Source organism: Sphingomonas paludis (assembly GCF_053502515.1).
In genome coordinates this window covers 2,813,161-2,830,822 of record NZ_CP187558.1, presented here as the reverse complement: position 1 = coordinate 2,830,822, position 17,662 = coordinate 2,813,161, and the positions used below count along the sequence as shown (strand labels likewise).

Genomic DNA, 17,662 nt, shown 5'->3' with positions numbered 1-17,662 from the left:
CAGGTTGGTGCTGGCATAAACGTTAATCAGCCGCTATGGGGCCGCGTTCCGGCGATTTCCCTTGGCGGCGCGGGATAAGATCAGAAGGTAGGAAACAATGGCAAAGGCAAAGTTTGAGCGGAACAAACCGCACCTCAACATCGGCACCATCGGCCACGTCGACCATGGCAAGACGTCGCTGACCGCCGCGATCACCAAGATCCTGGCCGAAAACGTCGCCGGCAACGCCGCCGTCGATTTCGCCAACATCGACAAGGCTCCGGAAGAGCGCGAGCGCGGCATCACCATCTCGACCGCGCACGTCGAGTATGAAACCGAAACGCGTCACTATGCGCACGTCGACTGCCCCGGCCACGCCGACTATGTGAAGAACATGATCACCGGCGCGGCACAGATGGACGGCGCGATCCTGGTGGTTGCCGCGACCGACGGCCCGATGCCGCAGACCAAGGAGCACATCCTGCTCGCCCGCCAGGTCGGCGTGCCGACGATGGTCGTGTTCCTGAATAAGGTCGACCTGGTCGATGACGAGGAAATCCTCGAGCTGGTCGAAATGGAAATCCGCGAGGAACTGTCCAAGCGCGAATTCGACGGCGACAACATTCCGATCATCCGCGGTTCGGCCACGGCCGCTCTGTCGGGTTCGGACGACAAGCTCGGCAAGGACGCGATCCTGGCCCTGATGGCGGCGGTCGACGAATCGATCCCGCAGCCGGAGCGTCCGCTGGACAAGCCGTTCATGATGCCGATCGAAGACGTGTTCTCGATCTCGGGTCGCGGCACGGTCGTCACCGGCCGCGTCGAAACCGGCATCGTCAAGGTTGGCGACGAAGTCGAAATCATCGGCATCCAGGAAGCGGTCCGCAAGACCGTTGTGACCGGCGTCGAAATGTTCCGGAAGCTGCTGGACCAGGGTCAGGCGGGCGACAACATCGGTGCGCTGATCCGCGGCGTCGGCCGTGAAGAAGTCGAGCGTGGCCAGGTTCTGGCCAAGCCCGGCTCGATCAAGCCGCACACCGAGTTCCAGTCGGAAGTGTACGTGCTTTCGAAGGACGAAGGTGGCCGTCACACGCCGTTCTTCGCCAACTATCGTCCGCAGTTCTATTTCCGCACCACGGACGTCACCGGCACGGTGGTTCTGCCCGAGGGCACGGAAATGGTCATGCCCGGCGACAACGTCGCGCTCGGCGTCAAGCTGATCGCCCCGATCGCCATGGACATCGGCCAGCGCTTCACCATCCGTGAAGGCGGTCGTACCGTCGGCGCCGGCGTGGTCGCGTCGATCGACAAGTGATCTGACGCCCGCAAGGGCTGAGACAGAAAGGCCCGGCTTCCCCATGGGGAGGCCGGGCTTTTTCGTGATCCGTTCGGCCGTTTCGAAATGCGGCCCGGCCAGCGAAGTATCTCTGCCAATAGCGGCAGAATCCGTGTCCCACCCCCTTGCCATCCCGGCTTCTGCCCTGTAATGGCCCGCCTCCAGATCAACACAACAGCATGAACCCCGCCCACGGGGTCCGCTCTTTCGCATCGGTAGGGACCATGGACGCTCAGAATATCCGTATTCGCCTGAAGGCTTTTGATCACCGCGTGCTCGATCAGGCCGCCGGCGACATCGCCGACACCGCCCGCCGCACCGGCGCGCTGATCCGTGGCCCCATCCCGCTGCCCACGCACATCGACAAGTTCACCGTCAACCGCGGCCCGCACATCGACAAGAAGTCGCGCGAGCAGTTCGAGACGCGCACCTACAAGCGCCTGCTGGACATCGTTCAGCCGACGCCGCAGACGGTCGATGCGCTGATGAAGCTCGATCTGGCCGCCGGTGTCGATGTCGAGATCAAGCTCGCCTGAGCGAGTTTGCGGTTACCCCCGGCGAAGGCCGGGGTGGCCGGACCCATCCTGCAAATGCAGGGTGGACAAGGAAGCGAAGCTGACCTATTAGCCCGCCTCCACCAAGAGATTCGCGCTCCCCTTGATCGGGTGAGCGGCCTAGCCCAGGCGGCGATGACGCCGATACGGGGATAGCGCAGAGGGCGAAGCCCTCTCATGAATTCGGGATACCGCCAGGCTTGCCTGGGACTGCGTCCCCCGTCTTGCGCCGCTTCGGCAGCGCAAACCAGCCCGGACGGGGGCTCGCATCGCTTTACGGGTTGGGAGCACGCCCGCGTCGGAATCGTCCGTCGCGGGCCTCTGTATGGGAGCATGGTCATGCGCACTGGCGTGATCGTTAAGAAACTGGGGATGACCCGCCTGTTCCAGGATGACGGCCGCCACGTGCCCGTTACCGTCCTGGCGCTTGAAGGGGTTCAGGTGGTTGCGCATCGCACCGCCGAACGCGACGGCTACACCGCCGTCCAGCTGGGCGCTGGCAGCGCCAAGGCAAAGAATGTCGCCAAGCCGCAGCGCGGCCATTTCGGCAAGGCCGAAGTGGAGCCGAAGGCGGTGGTGCACGAATTCCGGGTCGCTGAGGATGCGCTGGTCGATGTCGGCGCCGAAATCTCGGCCGATCACTATGTTGCCGGCCAGTTCGTCGATATCCAGGGCCGCACCCAGGGCAAGGGCTTTGCGGGCGGCATGAAGCGTTGGGGCTTCGGCGGTCTGCGCGCCACCCACGGTGTTTCGGTCTCGCACCGTTCGCTCGGTTCGACCGGTCAGCGCCAGGATCCGGGCAAGGTCTTCAAGAACAAGAAGATGGCCGGGCACATGGGCGACAAGTATCGCACCCAGCAGAACCTGGAAATTGTGGGCACCGACGTCGAGCGCGGCCTGATCTTCGTCAAGGGCTCGGTGCCCGGATCGAAGGGCGGCTGGCTGTTCGTCAAGGATGCGGTCAAGCAGCCGCGCCATGCCGATGCGCCGTTCCCCGCCTCGATCAAGAGCGCGAGCAACAACAACGACGCCCCCGCCGACACGCCCGCTGAGGACGTGAACGCGGTCGAGGCGACCGAAGGCCAGGAGGGCTGAACGTGAAGGTCAAGGTTCAAACCCTCGATGCCGCCGACAAGGGCGAAATCGAACTGAAGGACGAAGTGTTCGGCGTCGAGCCGCGCGCCGACATCCTGCACCGCGTCGTCACCTGGCAGCTGGAAAAGCGTCGCGGCACCGCTCGCGGCACCCGTGAGCGCAGCGATGTGGCGCGGTCGGGCAAGAAGCTGGGTCGCCAGAAGGGCGGCGGCGTCGCCCGTCACGGCGATCGCCGGGCTCCGGTGTTCGTCGGCGGCGGCAAGGCGCACGGCGCCCGCGTTCGCGACTTCGATCCGTCGCTGAACAAGAAGATCCGCGCACTGGGCCTGAAGATGGCGCTGTCGAGCCATGCCAAGGCAGGGTCGCTCGTGATCATGGAAACGCTGGGCGGCGCTGAAAAGACGGCCGAGCTGAAGGGCAAGCTGGCCAAGCTGGGCTTCGGCAAGACCGCGCTGGTCATCGATGGCGAGCAGGTCGAATACGGCTTCGCGCTCGCCAGCCGCAACCTGTCGGGCATCAACGTCCTGCCCGCCGTCGGCGCGAACGTGTACGACATCCTGAAGCATGACACGCTGGTGCTGACCCGCGCCGCGGTCGAAAAGCTGGAGGCCCGGTTCAATGGCTAAGCAGCCGACCAAGGCGGCGGTCGATGTCCGTCATTACGACGTGATCGTGGCCCCCCACATCACCGAAAAGTCGACGCTCGTGTCCGAGCACAATGCCGTGGTGTTCAAGGTGGCGGGCGATGCGTCCAAGCCCGAGATCAAAGCGGCTGTCGAGGCGCTGTTCAACGTGACCGTTACGGGCGTGAACACGCTGGTGCAGAAGGGCAAGACCAAGAAGTGGAAGGGCGCCCCCTACAAGCGTTCCGACGTCAAGAAGGCGATCGTGACGCTGAAGGACGGCGATTCCATCGACGTCACGACGGGGATCTGAGGCAATGGCACTCAAGCATTATAATCCGACCTCGCCGGCCCGTCGCGGGCTGATCCTGGTCGACCGTTCGGGCCTGCACAAGGGCGGCCCGATCAAGGCGCTGACCGAAGGCAAGCGCAAGACCGGCGGCCGCAACAACAAGGGCCATGTGACGTCGCGCGGCATCGCGGGCGGCCACAAGCAGCGGTATCGCATCATCGACTTCAAGCGTCGCCTGTGGGATGTCGAGGGCACCGTGGAGCGGATCGAATATGATCCCAACCGCACCGCGTTCATCGCCCTGGTGAACTACGGCGCCGACGATGCCGGCCAGGACCGCCTGGCCTATATCATCGCGCCGCAGCGTCTGGGCGTCGGCGACAAGGTGATCGCCGGCAAGAAGACCGACGTGAAGCCGGGCAACGCCATGGAGCTGGGCCAGATGCCGGTCGGCACCATCGTCCACAATGTGGAGATGAAGCCGGGCAAGGGCGGTCAGATCGCGCGTTCGGCGGGCACCTATGTGCAGGTCGTCGGCCGTGACAAGGGCATGGTGATCGTTCGCCTGAATTCGGGTGAGCAGCGCTATATCCACTCCAACTGCATGGCGACGGTCGGCGCGGTGTCCAACCCGGACAACGCCAACACCAACCTTGCCAAGGCCGGCCGCAACCGCTGGCTGGGCAAGCGCCCGCTGACCCGCGGCGTCGCCAAGAACCCGGTCGACCACCCGCACGGCGGTGGTGAAGGCCGGACCTCGGGCGGCCGTCATCCGGTCACCCCGTGGGGCAAGCCGACCAAGGGTGCGCGCACCCGCCACAACAAGGCGACGGACAAGATGATCATCCGGTCGCGTCACGCGAAGAAGAAGGGCTAAACGCAATGGCTCGTTCGGTTTGGAAGGGTCCGTTCGTCGACCTTCATCTGCTCAAGAAGGCGCAGGTCGCCCAGGAGCAGGGCACCCGCGCCGGTCCGATCAAGACCTGGTCGCGCCGCTCGACGATCCTGCCGGATTTCGTCGGCCTGACGTTCAACGTCTATAACGGTCGCAAGTTCGTGCCGGTTTCGGTCAACGAAGACATGGTCGGCATGAAGCTCGGTGAATTTGCGCCCACGCGCTATTTCCCCGGCCACGCTGCCGACAAGAAGGGTAAGCGCTGATGAGCAAGCAAGCAGCTCCGCGCCGCGTCGCCGACAATGAGGCGCTGGCCGTTGGCACCACCATCCGTGGTTCGGCCCAGAAGCTGAACCTGGTCGCGGGCCTGATCCGCGGCAAGAAGGCGGGTGATGCGATGAACATCCTGGCTTTCTCGAAGAAGGCCATGGCGGTCGATGCCCGCAAGGTGCTGGCGTCCGCCATCGCCAACGCGGAAAACAACCACAACCTCGATGTCGACGCGCTCGTCGTCGCCGAGGCGTCGGTCGGCAAGTCGATCACCATGAAGCGGTTCGCCACGCGCGGTCGCGGCAAGTCCACCCGCATCCTCAAGCCGTTCTCGCGGCTGCGGATTGTCGTGCGCGAGCAGGAAGAGGCGTAAGTCATGGGTCAGAAGAGCAATCCGATCGGTCTGCGCCTGCAGATCAACCGCACCTGGGACAGCCGCTGGTTCGCGGAAGGCCATGATTATGGCCGGCTGCTGCTGGAGGACCTGAAGATCCGCAAGTACATCATGGAAACGCTGCCGCAGGCCGCGATTTCCAAGGTGGTGATCGAGCGTCCGGCCAAGCTGTGCCGCGTGTCCATCTATGCCGCACGCCCCGGCGTGATCATCGGCAAGAAGGGCGCCGACATCGAAAAGCTGCGCAAGAAGCTGGGCAGCCTGACCTCGAGCGACGTCAGCCTGAACATCGTCGAGATCCGCAAGCCGGAAATCGATTCCAAGCTGGTAGCGCAGGGCATTGCCGATCAGCTGGAGCGCCGCATCGCGTTCCGCCGCGCCATGAAGCGCGCCGTTCAGTCGGCGATGCGTCTGGGCGCAGAGGGCATCCGGATCAACTGCGGCGGCCGTCTGGGCGGCGCAGAAATCGCGCGGACCGAATGGTATCGCGAGGGCCGGGTGCCGCTGCACACGCTGCGCGCGAACGTCGATTATGCCGAGGCGCAGGCGCACACTGCTTATGGTGTCTGCGGCGTCAAGGTGTGGATCTTCAAGGGCGAGATCCTGGGCCATGATCCGATGGCGCAGGACCGTCTGATGCTGGAATCGCAGACGTCGGGCGTTCGCCCGGCGCGCGACGACCGGCGCTAAGGGGCTAGAAGACAATGTTGCAGCCAAAGCGCACCAAGTTCCGCAAGGCCTTCAAGGGCCGGATTCACGGCGATGCCAAGGGTGGCACGACGCTGAACTTCGGTTCCTATGGCCTGAAGGCGATGGAGCCGGAGCGGATCACCGCCCGTCAGATCGAAGCGGCCCGCCGCGCGATCACCCGCCACATCAAGCGCCAGGGTCGCCTCTGGATCCGCATTTTCCCGGACGTGCCGGTATCGTCCAAGCCCGCCGAAGTCCGCATGGGCTCGGGCAAGGGTTCGCCGGAATTCTGGGTCGCCCGCGTCAAGCCGGGCCGCATCCTGTTCGAGCTGGACGGCGTTGCCGGCCCGCTGGCGGCGGAAGCATTCGAGCGTGCGGCGATGAAGCTGCCGATCAAGGTCAAGGTCGTGGCGCGTCTGGGCGACACGTCGCACCTGGAGGGTTGAGGACAATGACCAAGCCTGCAGATATCCGTGCGCAGAGCGACGACCAGCTGGTCGAGACGCTGGGCCAGCTGAAGCGCGAGGCATTCAACCTGCGCTTCCAGGCCGCAACTGCGCAGCTTGAAAAGGCGAGCCGCGTCCGCGAAGTGCGCCGCGACATCGCCCGTATCAAGACCATTCAGAACGAGCGTTCGCGCTCGGCTGCGAAGTAAGAGGAAGAACCATGCCGAAGCGCGTGCTGACCGGGAACGTGGTTTCCGACAAGGGCGACAAGACCGTGGTCGTGCTGGTGGAGCGCAAGGTGAAGCACCCGCTCTACGGCAAGATCATCCGTCGTTCGAAGAAGTATCATGCCCATGACGAGGGCAACGAGTATCGCGAGGGCGAAACCGTGCGGATCGAAGAGACCGCCCCGATTTCGCGGCTCAAGACGTGGAAGGTCGTGGGGCGCGTCGGCGCCGACACGCCGGCCGCGTAGTGGGAAGCAGACCCTCACCCTTCCGCGGCTGACGCCGCTCCCTCGCGCTCGCGGGAGATGGAAGGGGCCCGCCGCGAAGCGGTGGGAAGGGTGAGGGTTTTGGATTTAAGGCGGGGCAGGGTCGGTATCCTGCCCATTGGTAAGAAGGAACCGGATCGATGATCCAGATGCAGTCGAATCTCGACGTCGCTGACAACAGCGGCGCGAAGCGGGTGCAGTGCATCAAGGTGCTGGGCGGATCGAAGCGTCGCTTCGCCTCCGTGGGCGACATCATCGTCGTCAGCATCAAGGAAGCACAGCCCCGTGGCAAGGTGAAGAAGGGTGACGTTCACCGTGCGGTGATCGTGCGCACCGCCAAGGACGTGCGCCGCGCCGATGGCTCGGTGATCCGTTTCGACGGCAACGCCGCCGTGCTGATCAACAAGAACGAGGAGCCGATCGGCACCCGTATCTTTGGCCCGGTCGTCCGCGAGCTGCGTTCGCGCGGCTTCATGAAGATCATTTCGCTCGCGCCGGAGGTGCTGTGATGGCTGCCGCTCGCATCAAGAAGGGTGACCAGGTCATCGTCCTGTCCGGCAAGGACAAGGGCAAGACCGGCGAAGTCGTGAAGTCGATGCCGAAGGACGGCAAGGTCGTCGTGTCCGGCGTCAACATCGCCGTTCGTCACCGCAAGCCGACCCAAGCGAACCCGCAGGGTGGCCTGGACCGCGCCGAAGCCCCGCTCCACGTGTCCAAGGTTGCGCACGTGACCGCCGACGGCAAGCCGACCCGCGTCCGCTTCGAGGAGCGCGACGGCAAGAAGGTACGCGTGGCCGTCAAGACCGGAGACGTGATCAATGGCTGACAAATACACCCCCCGCCTGCGCAAGCTGTATGACGAGCAGATCGTCAAGGCGATGACCGACAAGTTCGGCTACAAGAACGCGCTCGAAGTTCCGCGGATCGACAAGATCGTGCTGAACATGGGCGTCGGCGAAGCGACCCAGGACAAGAAGCGCGTCGAACAGGCCGCTCAGGAAATGGAGCTGATCGCCGGTCAGAAGCCGGTCGTGACCAAGGCCAAGAAGTCCATCGCCCAGTTCAAGCTGCGCGAAGGCATGGCGATCGGTTGCAAGGTGACGCTGCGTCGTGAACGGATGTACGAGTTTCTCGACCGTTTCGTGACGATCGCGCTGCCCCGCGTCCGCGACTTTCGCGGGCTGAACCCGAAGTCGTTCGACGGCCGCGGCAACTATGCCTGCGGCATCAAGGAACAGCTCGTGTTCCCCGAGATCAACTATGACCGGATCGACAAGGTTCGCGGCATGGACGTGATCGTGACCACCACCGCAAAGACGGATGAGGAAGCTCGCGAGCTGCTCCGTCTGTTCGGCTTCCCCTTCATCGGCATGACCGGTGAAGAGAAGCAGGCCGCGTAAGACTTTAAGGAAAGAGAGCTTAAGTCCATGGCGAAACTGAGTTCGATCAACAAGAACGAGCGTCGCAAGCAGCTGGTGAAGAAGTACGCCGGCAAGTATGCGAAGCTGAAGGCGACGGCGAATGACCAGTCGCTGGATGAAACCGAGCGTCTGATCGCGCGGCTCAAGATGGCCGAGATTCCCCGCAACGGGAATCCGACCCGCATCCGCAACCGCTGCGAACTGACGGGTCGTCCGCGCGGCTATTATCGCAAGTTCCGTCTCGCCCGCGTCATGCTGCGTGAATTGGCCAATAAGGGCATGATTCCCGGCGTCACCAAGTCGAGCTGGTAAGGATCACTGGTATGGCATTGACCGATCCCCTGGGTGATATGCTCACCCGCATCCGCAACGGCCAGCGCGCGCGCAAGGACAGCGTCCTGACGCCGGCGTCGAAGCTGCGTGTCCGTGTGCTCGACGTGCTGCAGCGCGAAGGCTATATTCGCGGCTACAGCGAAGAGCAGATGGGCCCGGCTGCGGGCATCCGCATCGAGCTGAAGTATTTCGAGGGCCAGCCGGCGATCAAGCACGTCGCTCGCGTGTCGAAGCCCGGCCGCCGTGTCTATTCCGGTTCGCAGGAACTGCCGCGCGTCCGCAACGGCCTTGGCATCACCATCGTCTCGACGCCTCGCGGCGTTCTGTCCGACGCCGAAGCGCGCGAACAGAATGTCGGCGGCGAAGTGCTGGCGGAGGTATTCTGATGAGCCGCATTGGCAAGAAGCCGGTCACCGTGCCGGCGAACGTCACCGCCAGCATCGACGGGCGCACCCTGTCGGTGAAGGGGCCGAAGGGTACCCTGACCCTGCCGCTGCGCGACGAGATCAGCTACACGCTCGAGGATGGCGGCATCGTCGTCCAGCCGGGCAATGGCACCAAGCAGGCCCGCGCCTTCTGGGGCATGCAGCGCACCCTGGTGCAGAACCTGGTCACCGGCGTGACCGAGGGCTTCACCAAGAAGCTGCTGATCACCGGCGTCGGTTATCGCGCCGCGTCGCAGGGCAAGGTGCTGAAGCTGCAGCTCGGCTATTCGCACGATGTGAATTTCGACATTCCGGAAGGGATCGAAATCAAGACCCCGGATCAGACCACGGTCGAAATCTCGGGCATCGACAAGCAGAAGGTCGGTCAGGTGGCCGCGGAAATCCGTCGTTGGCGCAAGCCGGAGCCCTATAAGGGCAAGGGCATCAAGTATGACGGCGAGTTCATCTTCCGCAAGGAAGGGAAGAAGAAGTAATGACCAAGGGTCTTTCTCTGTTCGAGAAGCGGCGTCGCCGCAACCGCACCGCGCTTCGTGCGCGGGCCGGTGGTCGTCCGCGTCTGTCGGTGCATCGTTCCGGCAAGCACATCTATGCCCAGGTGATCGACGATGCGCAGGGTCGTACCCTGGCGTCGGCGTCCACCCTGGAAAAGGACGTGCGGGGCCAGTCGGGCGCCAACACCTCGGCCGCTGCCGAAGTCGGCAAGCGCCTGGCCGAGGCGGCGAAGGCCGCCGGGGTTACCCAGGTGGTGTTCGATCGTGGCGGCTTCCTGTTCCACGGTCGGGTCAAGGCGCTGGCGGAAGCCGCGCGCGAAGGCGGATTGGAGTTCTAAGGCATGGCTGACGAAATCATTCAGGGCGCTCAGCCCGAAGGCGATGCCGCCGGCGCTCCCCCCCGTGGCGGACGCGGTGGTCGCGGTCGTGGCGGCCCGGGCGGCGACAATCGCGGCCGGGGTGGCCGTGACGGCAATCGCGGACGGCGCGACGATCGTCGCGGCGGCGCGGAAGAGGGTGGCGAAGAGCTGATCGAAAAGCTGGTCCACATCAACCGCGTGTCCAAGACGGTGAAGGGCGGCAAGCGCTTCGGTTTCGCCGCGCTGGTCGTGGTGGGCGACGGCAAGGGCCGGGTCGGCTTCGGTCATGGCAAGGCGCGCGAAGTGCCGGAAGCCATTTCCAAGGCGACGGCGGCTGCCAAGAAGAAGATGGTCCGCGTTCCACTGAAGGAAGGCCGGACGCTGCATCATGACGGTGCGGGTCACTTCGGCGCTGGCTGCGTCTATGTCCGTTCGGCCCCAGCCGGTACCGGCATCATCGCGGGCGGCCCGATGCGTGCGGTGTTCGAGGCGCTGGGCGTCGCGGACGTCGTGACCAAGTCGATCGGCACGTCCAACCCTTATAACATGATCCGTGCGACCTTCGAGGCGCTGGTCGAACAGACCAGCCCCAAGTCGGTGGCGCAGCGTCGCGGCAAGAAGATTGCCGACCTGCTGGGCCGTGGCGGCGCGGACAAGGCCGAGGCAGAAGCCGACGCCGCAGCGGTCGTGGAGTAATCGACATGGCGAAGATCAAAGTTCAGCAGATCGGCTCGCCGATCCGCCGCACCAAGGATCAGCGCGCGACGCTGATCGGCCTGGGCCTCAACAAAATGCACCGGGTCAGCGAGCTGGAGGACAGCCCCGAGGTTCGGGGCATGATCGCCAAGCTGCCGCACATGGTGAAGGTGCTGGAGGGCTGAGGCCCCGAACACCGTCCCGCCCCGCTTTAGCGGGGTGACAAATACCGGACGGGGGGCTAATGGCCCCCCTTCCATTTTTCCGAAGCGCGACAAAAGCGAAAGCGAGTGCACCACATGAAACTGAACGACATCCGCGACAACGAAGGCGCCCGTCACCGCAAGATGCGGGTCGGCCGCGGCATCGGTTCCGGCAAGGGCAAGACCGCCGGACGTGGCCAGAAGGGCCAGAAGAGCCGCGAAGGCGTGTCCATCAAGGGCTTCGAGGGCGGCCAGATGCCGCTGCACATGCGGATCCCGAAGCGCGGCTTCAACAACATCTTCGCCAAGGATTATGCCGAGGTGAACCTGGGCGCGATCCAGAAGGCGGTCGACGCGGGCAAGCTGGAAGCCGGTGCCACCATCGATCATGCCGCGCTGAAGGCGGCCAGCCTGGCCCGTGGCGGCAAGGACGGCGTGCGCCTGCTGGGCAAGGGCGAACTGACCGCGAAGCTGAGCTTCGTCGTGGCCGGTGCGTCCAAGTCGGCGGTCGAGGCGGTCGAAAAGGCCGGCGGCTCGGTCCAGGTGATCGAAGTCGTGCCCGCGAACGAAAAGGCCGCTGCCAAGAAGGGCAAGACCCGCGAGGCGCGCCTGGCCGCGAAGGCCGAGAAGAAGAAGGGCTGATTGACAGGGGCGGGGGGACTTTCGGGTTCCCCCGCTCTCCACGTCGGGGGGCGGGCCTGCCAGCGCCCGGTGCTTCCCCGTTAGACATCCCCGTGCCAGCACCTATATGGACGGCGGGAGGGCGGCAGGATATCCGCCGCACGTGTTTCCGGGACGAACATTCATATGGCATCCGCAGCCGATCAACTGGCCACCAATCTGAGCCTGTCGAAGTTTTCGCAGGCGACCGACCTGAAAAAGCGCCTCTGGTTCACCATCGGTGCGCTGATCGTGTTCCGGCTGCTCAGCTATGTGCCGCTGCCGGGCATCGATCCCGTGGGGCTGCAGGGCCTGGCCGATCGTGCATCGGGCGGTGTGCTCGAGTTTTTCAACAATTTCTCAGGCGGTGCGCTTGAACGGGCCAGCCTGATCGCGCTGGGCGTCATGCCCTATATCACCGCCTCGATCGTGGTTCAGCTCGCCAGCTCGCTGGCGCCGCAGCTCGCCGCCCTGAAGAAGGAAGGGGAGAGCGGCCGCAAGAAGCTGAACCAGTACACCCGCTATGGCACCGTCGGCCTGACCATGGTGCAGGGCTGGTTCATCGCCACGGGGCTTGAAGCGGGCGGCGCGGTGGTCGAGCCGGGGATGCTGTTCCGCATCGGCGCGGTCATCAGCCTGGTCGGCGGCACCATGTTCCTGATGTGGCTGGGCGAACAGATCACCAGCCGGGGCATCGGCAACGGCATTTCGCTGATCATCATGGCGGGCATCGTCGCCAACCTGCCGGTGACCCTGGCCCAGCTGTTCGAAGGGGGCCGCACCGGCTCCACCTCGCCTTTGGTCATCGTCGCCACCATCGCGGCGGTTGCCGGGCTGGTGCTCATCATCTGCTTCATGGAGCGTGCCCAGCGCCGCATCCTGATCCAGTATCCCAAGCGTCAGCAGGCGCAGGGCCGGGGGATGCAGGCGGAGCGCAGCCATCTGCCGCTGAAGATCAATACCGCGGGCGTCATTCCGCCGATCTTCGCCTCGTCGCTGCTGCTGATGCCGCTGACGGTCAGCCAGTTCGCCGGCGCCTCCGCGACCAGCGACACCTGGTACGGCAACGCCATCGTCACGCTGAACCAGTATCTGACGCATGGCAGCCCGGTGTACATGGCGCTCTATGGCCTGGGCATCATCTTCTTCTGCTTCTTCTACACCGCGATCGTGTTCAATCCGGAGGAGACGGCGGAGAATCTGAAGCGCTATGGCGGGTTCATCCCCGGCATCCGTCCGGGCAAGAATACCGAGAATTATTTTGATTACGTGCTCACCCGCATCACCGTGATCGGGGCGGCCTATCTGACCTTCATCTGTCTGGTGCCGGAATATCTGATCGCCAGCCTGGGCATCCCCTTCTATCTGGGCGGGACTAGCCTTCTGATCGTGGTCAACGTAACCATGGACACGGTGACGCAGATCCAGTCGCACCTGCTGGCCCACCAGTATGGCGACCTGATCAAGAAGGCGAAGCTGAAAGGGGGCCGCCTGCGCTGATCGGCATGACCGGTCGGTGACGGGTGGCATCAAGAGGGGATTGCAAGGCGTGAACATCATCCTGCTGGGGCCGCCGGGCGCGGGCAAGGGCACCCAGGCGGCTCGCCTGGTTGCCGAACGCGGCATGGTACAGCTGTCGACCGGCGACATGCTGCGCGCGGCGGTAAAGGCCGGCACGCCGACGGGCCTGAAGGCAAAGGCAGTGATGGAGGCCGGCGCGCTCGTGTCCGACGAGATCGTGTCGGGCATCATCGGCGAGGCGCTGGACGCGCTGTCGGCGGGGCAGGGCGTCATCTTCGACGGTTATCCCCGCACCGCGCCGCAGGCCGCATCGCTCGACACATTGCTGTCCGACCGTGGCCGCGCCCTTGACCGGGTGATCGAACTGGTGGTGGACGAGGACGCGCTGGTCGAGCGGATTGTCGGCCGTTTTACCTGCGCCAGCTGCGGTGCGGGCTATCACGATCAGTTCCATCGCCCGAGCACCGACGGCGTGTGCGACGCGTGCGGCGGCACGGAATTCAAGCGCCGTGCGGACGACAACGAGGAAACGGTGCGGACCCGCATGGCCGAATATCGCGCCAAGACCGCACCGATCCTGCCCATCTATGAAGCGCGCGGCATCGTCGACCGGGTCGACGGCATGGCGCCGATCGGACAGGTTACCGAAGCGATCGAGGCCATCCTCGACCGTCAGCCCGCCTGATCTCGTTCCCTCGCCGTTGACGGAGCGATGCCAGAGGGCGCATCGTCCGGGCGCGGGGAGGGGATGGCATGAACCGGATTGTGCTGGTGGCGGCCTTGTGTGCCGCTTCGCCCACCGCTGCCGAAGTGGTCCGCCGCGGCGACACTCACTTCACCGTCGAGCACAGGATGACCGTCGCTGCGGATGCCGACCGGGTCTGGGCGATGATCGGACAGCCCGCGCGCTGGTGGTCCGGCCAGCACAGCTGGTCGGGCGACGCTGCCAATTTCTCGATGGAAATGCGCCCCGGCGGTTGCTTCTGCGAACGGCTGCCCGGCGGCGGCGTTGAACATGCACGAATCGTCTATCTGGATCGCGGCCGGTTGCTGCGATTGTCGGGCGCGCTTGGTCCGCTTCAGGCGAGCGGCGCTTCGGGCGCGCTGACCATCGAACTGGCACCGGCTGATGATGGTGCGACTCAATTGACGATGCGCTATGCGGTCAATGGCGATGCCGGGGTTCCGGTGGCGACGTTGGCGCCGATTGTCGATGGGGTGATCGGCGAACAGGCACTCCGGCTGAAAAAGGCCGTCGAGACAGGGTGATGACTCGTCGGGATCGGACCGGAATATCCGTCTTGACAGGCCGTGGTTCGCTTGACAGCCGAACCGCACCCCTCTAGTGGAGCGCATTCCCGGTTCGACGGCGGTGCCGACGGCGCGTTTATCGCGTGCCCGTCGCTGTCGTGCGTTCCGGGATGCAATGCTGAGAGATAGGGCATCCGTATCGCCATGCGATGCCCTGTGGAGCTGGGAGAAACAAATTCATGGCACGTATCGCGGGTGTTAATATCCCGACCAACAAGCGCGTAGTGATCGCGCTGCAATATATTCACGGAATCGGCCCGGCAAAGGCCCGTCAGATCACGGACAAGCTGGGCATCGCTGCCGAGCGTCGCGTCCAGGACCTGTCGGATCAGGAAGTGCTGCAGATCCGCGAATCCATCGACGCCGATCATACGGTCGAGGGCGATCTTCGCCGCGAAACCGCGATGAACATCAAGCGCCTGATGGACCTGGCCTGCTATCGCGGGCTGCGGCATCGCAAGGGTCTGCCGGTTCGCGGCCAGCGCACGCACACCAATGCGCGCACCCGCAAGGGCAAGGCCAAGCCGATCGCCGGCAAGAAGAAGTGAGGTTGAGCCACCGCTGGTCGGTGGCTCCCCGATTGCAGACAAGGTCAGGATCATTTCATGGCACGTGAACCACAGCGCATTCGCCGCCGCGAGCGCAAGAACATCACCTCTGGCGTCGCGCATGTGAACGCCAGCTTCAACAACACGATGATCACCATCACCGATGCCCAGGGCAATGCGATCAGCTGGTCGTCCGCCGGCATGATGGGGTTCAAGGGCAGCCGCAAGTCGACGCCCTATGCCGCGCAGGTCGCGGCGGAAGACGCCGGCAAGAAGGCCGCCGAACACGGCGTGCGCACGCTGGAAGTCGAAGTGAAGGGCCCGGGTTCGGGCCGTGAATCGGCGCTGCGCGCGCTGCAGGCGGTGGGTTTCCAGATCACGTCGATCCGCGACGTGACCTCGATCCCGCACAACGGCGTTCGTCCGTCCAAGCGCCGCCGCGTCTGATTGCGTGATTGCCGTCGGATCGGTCGGCGCGGATGCCCCGCGCGGCCGGTCCGTTTCGGATTATTGGCGGGAGCCGCCCAATCCCGCCCAACCTAGGGGAAGCCCGTGTCTGTCAACGCTAAGAACTGGCAGGAACTGAAAAAGCCCAACGGCCTCGAGAAAAAGGCTGCTGGCGATCCCAAGCGCAAGTCCACGTTCGTTGCCGAGCCGCTGGAGCGCGGATTCGGCTTGACGCTGGGCAATGCGCTGCGCCGCGTGCTCCTGTCCTCGCTGCAGGGCGCGGCCGTCACCTCGATCAAGATCGAAAACGTGCTGCATGAGTTTTCGTCGCTGGCCGGCGTGCGGGAGGATGTCACCGACATCGTCCTGAACGTGAAGCAGATTGCGCTCCGCATGCAGGGCGAAGGCCCGAAGCGGTTGCAGCTGTCGGCCACCGGCCCGGCCGAAGTGAAGGCCGGCGACATCGCCGTGACCGGCGATATCGAGGTGATGAACCCCGATCTGGTGCTGTGCCATCTGGACGACGGCGCCACGCTGAACATGGAACTGACCGCGGATACCGGCAAGGGTTATGTCCCCGCCACCGCCAACCGTCCGGCCGATGCGCCCATCGGCCTGATCCCGGTCGATGCGCTGTATTCGCCCGTTCGCCAGGTCAGCTACAAGGTGGAGAACACCCGCGTCGGCCAGGAACTGGACTATGACAAGCTGACGCTCAGCATCGAAACCGACGGCACCATCACGCCCGAAGATGCGCTGGCCTATGCCGCGCGCATCCTTCAGGACCAGCTGGCGCTGTTCGTCCATTTCGACGACTCGTCGATGACCCGCGCCGCCGCACCGGTGGCCGGCGTCGCCGCCGCCGCGCCCGAAGCGGCCGGCGACACCGCGACGATCAACCGCTATCTGCTCAAGAAGGTGGACGAGCTGGAACTGTCGGTTCGCAGCGCCAACTGCCTGAAGAACGACAACATCATCTATATCGGCGATCTGGTTCAGAAGACCGAGGCGGAGATGCTGCGCACGCCGAATTTCGGCCGCAAGTCGCTCAACGAGATCAAGGAAGTGCTGTCCAGCATGGGCCTGCGTCTCGGCATGGAAATCCCCGGCTGGCCGCCCGAGAATATCGAGGAAATGGCCAAGAAGCTGGAACAGGAGATCCTCGGCTGATCGCAGGCAGATAGTTCCGCTATCTGCCGCTGCAGCGATCAGCCCGGCCAGCGGAGCCGCAAGGCTCCGTCTGACGGCGTGGCTTCGCCACGCCGGGCCTGACAACGAACAAGGGCTTCGGCTTTCAGCCGGAGCGACGGCATCAACCGGTGGCCCGCCGTCCCACCAGGCTTGGGGTTCCGTCAAACGGCCCCCTGACGAACGAAGGAAGGAATTACCATGCGTCATCGCGTCGGCGGCCGTAAGCTGCAGCGTACCTCGGCCCATCGCGCCGCCCTGTTCCGCAACATGGCGGCTGCGCTGATCAAGCACGAACAGATCACCACCACCACCGCCAAGGCAAAGGAGCTTCGCCCCTATGTCGAGCGTCTGGTCACGCTGGCCAAGCGTGGCGGCCTGTCCAATCGCCGTCTGGCCCATGCCCGGCTGCTGGACGATGCCCAGCTGGTGAAGCTGTTCGACGTGCTGGCGGCCCGTTACGCCGACCGCGCCGGCGGCTATACCCGCATCATCAAGGCGGGCATCCGCGCGTCGGACGCCAGCCCGATGGCGATCATCGAATTCGTCGACCGCGACGTCGATGCCAAGGGCCAGGATAGCGGCCCGGTGATGACCGACGAGGGGCTGGACGAAGCCGCCTGATCGGCACTTCAGCCACGATGAAAGGGGGCGGTCGCAGCGATGCGGCCGCCCTTTTCTCGTTCAATGGCAGGAGGGTGGGGCAGTGCTCCCGCGAAAGCGGAAGCCCAGAGCGGCAGAGCTGTATCCCTTGAAACCCTGGGCTCCTGCCTTCGCAGGAGCACACGCTTCCAATGTAGGCGTTGCCGTGATCTAAGCTGGTCATGGCCCATCCAATGCCCTTCGCGTTCAGAGCATCGCAGGTTCAAAAGCCGGACGAGGCGCCGGCATGGCTGCATCTCGATCATCGCGTGGTTGTCACCGCGCGCAAAACCCCATCCATTTCGTCAAAACTGTCAATGCTCGCCCGC

At 64.6% G+C, this 17,662-nt stretch carries 29 protein-coding genes; all 29 read left to right on the top strand.

Annotation, left to right across the window (positions count from 1 at the left end):
* Nucleotides 1-97 precede the first annotated feature (97 nt).
* The 29 genes from tuf to rplQ all read left to right on the top strand — a co-directional run bounded on the left by tuf (nt 98) and on the right by rplQ (nt 17,315).
* Nucleotides 98-1,294, top strand: a complete 1,197-nt coding sequence (tuf, locus tag ACPVPU_RS13705; protein WP_448658515.1) for an elongation factor Tu — start codon at nt 98-100, stop codon at nt 1,292-1,294.
* A 245-nt stretch (nt 1,295-1,539) separates the two neighbouring features.
* A complete protein-coding gene (gene rpsJ / locus ACPVPU_RS13700; RefSeq protein WP_448660526.1) occupies nt 1,540-1,851 on the top strand; it encodes a 30S ribosomal protein S10 in 312 nt (103 codons plus the stop codon).
* Between the two features lie 357 nt (nt 1,852-2,208).
* Nucleotides 2,209-2,964, top strand: coding sequence for a 50S ribosomal protein L3 (gene rplC, locus ACPVPU_RS13695; RefSeq protein ID WP_448658514.1), 756 nt, complete (start codon nt 2,209-2,211; stop codon nt 2,962-2,964).
* A 2-nt stretch (nt 2,965-2,966) separates the two neighbouring features.
* A complete protein-coding gene (rplD, locus tag ACPVPU_RS13690; protein WP_448658513.1) occupies nt 2,967-3,590 on the top strand; it encodes a 50S ribosomal protein L4 in 624 nt (207 codons plus the stop codon).
* Nucleotides 3,583-3,900 carry a 50S ribosomal protein L23 gene (locus tag ACPVPU_RS13685; protein WP_448658512.1) on the top strand — a complete coding sequence of 106 codons (318 nt, stop codon included), beginning with the start codon at nt 3,583-3,585 and terminating at the stop codon, nt 3,898-3,900. The genes rplD and ACPVPU_RS13685 overlap by 8 nt, the downstream gene beginning before the upstream one ends.
* A gap of 4 nt (nt 3,901-3,904) precedes the next feature.
* Nucleotides 3,905-4,756 (top strand): 50S ribosomal protein L2, encoded by an 852-nt coding sequence (rplB, locus tag ACPVPU_RS13680; protein WP_448658510.1) that lies wholly within the window; start codon nt 3,905-3,907, stop codon nt 4,754-4,756.
* Between the two features lie 5 nt (nt 4,757-4,761).
* A complete protein-coding gene (rpsS, locus tag ACPVPU_RS13675; RefSeq protein WP_448658509.1) occupies nt 4,762-5,040 on the top strand; it encodes a 30S ribosomal protein S19 in 279 nt (92 codons plus the stop codon).
* The gene (rplV, locus tag ACPVPU_RS13670) at nt 5,040-5,417 is read left to right on the top strand and encodes a 50S ribosomal protein L22 (protein WP_448658508.1); all 378 of its coding nucleotides are present in this window, start codon (nt 5,040-5,042) and stop codon (nt 5,415-5,417) included. Before rpsS ends, rplV begins: the two co-directional genes overlap by 1 nt.
* Before the next feature lie 3 nt (nt 5,418-5,420).
* Nucleotides 5,421-6,128 carry a 30S ribosomal protein S3 gene (gene rpsC, locus ACPVPU_RS13665; protein ID WP_448658507.1) on the top strand — a complete coding sequence of 236 codons (708 nt, stop codon included), beginning with the start codon at nt 5,421-5,423 and terminating at the stop codon, nt 6,126-6,128.
* A gap of 14 nt (nt 6,129-6,142) precedes the next feature.
* Nucleotides 6,143-6,574: a 50S ribosomal protein L16 gene (gene rplP / locus ACPVPU_RS13660; protein ID WP_448658506.1), complete on the top strand. Its 432-nt coding sequence runs from the start codon at nt 6,143-6,145 to the stop codon at nt 6,572-6,574.
* Nucleotides 6,575-6,579: 5 nt separating this feature from the next.
* Nucleotides 6,580-6,783, top strand: a complete 204-nt coding sequence (gene rpmC / locus ACPVPU_RS13655) for a 50S ribosomal protein L29 (protein WP_260022054.1) — start codon at nt 6,580-6,582, stop codon at nt 6,781-6,783.
* 11 nt (nt 6,784-6,794) lie between these two features.
* A complete protein-coding gene (gene rpsQ, locus ACPVPU_RS13650) occupies nt 6,795-7,049 on the top strand; it encodes a 30S ribosomal protein S17 (RefSeq protein ID WP_448658505.1) in 255 nt (84 codons plus the stop codon).
* 158 nt (nt 7,050-7,207) lie between these two features.
* Entirely contained in the window at nt 7,208-7,576 is a 369-nt protein-coding gene (gene rplN / locus ACPVPU_RS13645; RefSeq protein WP_260022056.1) for a 50S ribosomal protein L14, read from the top strand.
* A complete protein-coding gene (gene rplX, locus ACPVPU_RS13640) occupies nt 7,576-7,893 on the top strand; it encodes a 50S ribosomal protein L24 (protein WP_448658504.1) in 318 nt (105 codons plus the stop codon). Before rplN ends, rplX begins: the two co-directional genes overlap by 1 nt.
* The gene (gene rplE / locus ACPVPU_RS13635; protein ID WP_448658503.1) at nt 7,886-8,467 is read left to right on the top strand and encodes a 50S ribosomal protein L5; all 582 of its coding nucleotides are present in this window, start codon (nt 7,886-7,888) and stop codon (nt 8,465-8,467) included. Before rplX ends, rplE begins: the two co-directional genes overlap by 8 nt.
* 27 nt (nt 8,468-8,494) lie before the next feature.
* Nucleotides 8,495-8,800, top strand: a complete 306-nt coding sequence (gene rpsN / locus ACPVPU_RS13630; RefSeq protein WP_260022059.1) for a 30S ribosomal protein S14 — start codon at nt 8,495-8,497, stop codon at nt 8,798-8,800.
* 11 nt (nt 8,801-8,811) lie between these two features.
* Nucleotides 8,812-9,207: a 30S ribosomal protein S8 gene (rpsH, locus tag ACPVPU_RS13625; protein ID WP_448658502.1), complete on the top strand. Its 396-nt coding sequence runs from the start codon at nt 8,812-8,814 to the stop codon at nt 9,205-9,207.
* Nucleotides 9,207-9,740: a 50S ribosomal protein L6 gene (rplF, locus tag ACPVPU_RS13620; RefSeq protein ID WP_448658501.1), complete on the top strand. Its 534-nt coding sequence runs from the start codon at nt 9,207-9,209 to the stop codon at nt 9,738-9,740. The genes rpsH and rplF overlap by 1 nt, the downstream gene beginning before the upstream one ends.
* Nucleotides 9,740-10,096: a 50S ribosomal protein L18 gene (rplR, locus tag ACPVPU_RS13615; RefSeq protein WP_448658500.1), complete on the top strand. Its 357-nt coding sequence runs from the start codon at nt 9,740-9,742 to the stop codon at nt 10,094-10,096. Before rplF ends, rplR begins: the two co-directional genes overlap by 1 nt.
* Nucleotides 10,097-10,099: 3 nt before the next feature.
* The gene (gene rpsE / locus ACPVPU_RS13610) at nt 10,100-10,813 is read left to right on the top strand and encodes a 30S ribosomal protein S5 (RefSeq protein ID WP_448658499.1); all 714 of its coding nucleotides are present in this window, start codon (nt 10,100-10,102) and stop codon (nt 10,811-10,813) included.
* A gap of 5 nt (nt 10,814-10,818) precedes the next feature.
* A complete protein-coding gene (gene rpmD, locus ACPVPU_RS13605; protein WP_448658498.1) occupies nt 10,819-10,998 on the top strand; it encodes a 50S ribosomal protein L30 in 180 nt (59 codons plus the stop codon).
* Nucleotides 10,999-11,112: 114 nt separating this feature from the next.
* Entirely contained in the window at nt 11,113-11,658 is a 546-nt protein-coding gene (gene rplO / locus ACPVPU_RS13600) for a 50S ribosomal protein L15 (protein ID WP_448658497.1), read from the top strand.
* 165 nt (nt 11,659-11,823) lie between these two features.
* The gene (gene secY, locus ACPVPU_RS13595) at nt 11,824-13,176 is read left to right on the top strand and encodes a preprotein translocase subunit SecY (protein ID WP_448658496.1); all 1,353 of its coding nucleotides are present in this window, start codon (nt 11,824-11,826) and stop codon (nt 13,174-13,176) included.
* A gap of 49 nt (nt 13,177-13,225) precedes the next feature.
* On the top strand, nt 13,226-13,882 hold the full coding sequence (locus tag ACPVPU_RS13590) for an adenylate kinase (RefSeq protein ID WP_448658495.1): 657 nt from the start codon (nt 13,226-13,228) through the stop codon (nt 13,880-13,882).
* A gap of 68 nt (nt 13,883-13,950) precedes the next feature.
* On the top strand, nt 13,951-14,466 hold the full coding sequence (locus ACPVPU_RS13585) for an SRPBCC family protein (RefSeq protein ID WP_448658494.1): 516 nt from the start codon (nt 13,951-13,953) through the stop codon (nt 14,464-14,466).
* A 221-nt stretch (nt 14,467-14,687) separates the two neighbouring features.
* Nucleotides 14,688-15,056: a 30S ribosomal protein S13 gene (gene rpsM / locus ACPVPU_RS13580; protein ID WP_448658493.1), complete on the top strand. Its 369-nt coding sequence runs from the start codon at nt 14,688-14,690 to the stop codon at nt 15,054-15,056.
* Nucleotides 15,057-15,113: 57 nt separating this feature from the next.
* Nucleotides 15,114-15,503, top strand: coding sequence for a 30S ribosomal protein S11 (gene rpsK, locus ACPVPU_RS13575; RefSeq protein ID WP_114687585.1), 390 nt, complete (start codon nt 15,114-15,116; stop codon nt 15,501-15,503).
* 105 nt (nt 15,504-15,608) lie between these two features.
* Nucleotides 15,609-16,673: a DNA-directed RNA polymerase subunit alpha gene (locus ACPVPU_RS13570; protein WP_448658492.1), complete on the top strand. Its 1,065-nt coding sequence runs from the start codon at nt 15,609-15,611 to the stop codon at nt 16,671-16,673.
* 219 nt (nt 16,674-16,892) lie between these two features.
* The gene (gene rplQ / locus ACPVPU_RS13565) at nt 16,893-17,315 is read left to right on the top strand and encodes a 50S ribosomal protein L17 (RefSeq protein ID WP_448658491.1); all 423 of its coding nucleotides are present in this window, start codon (nt 16,893-16,895) and stop codon (nt 17,313-17,315) included.
* The last annotated feature ends 347 nt before the right edge of the window (nt 17,316-17,662 follow it).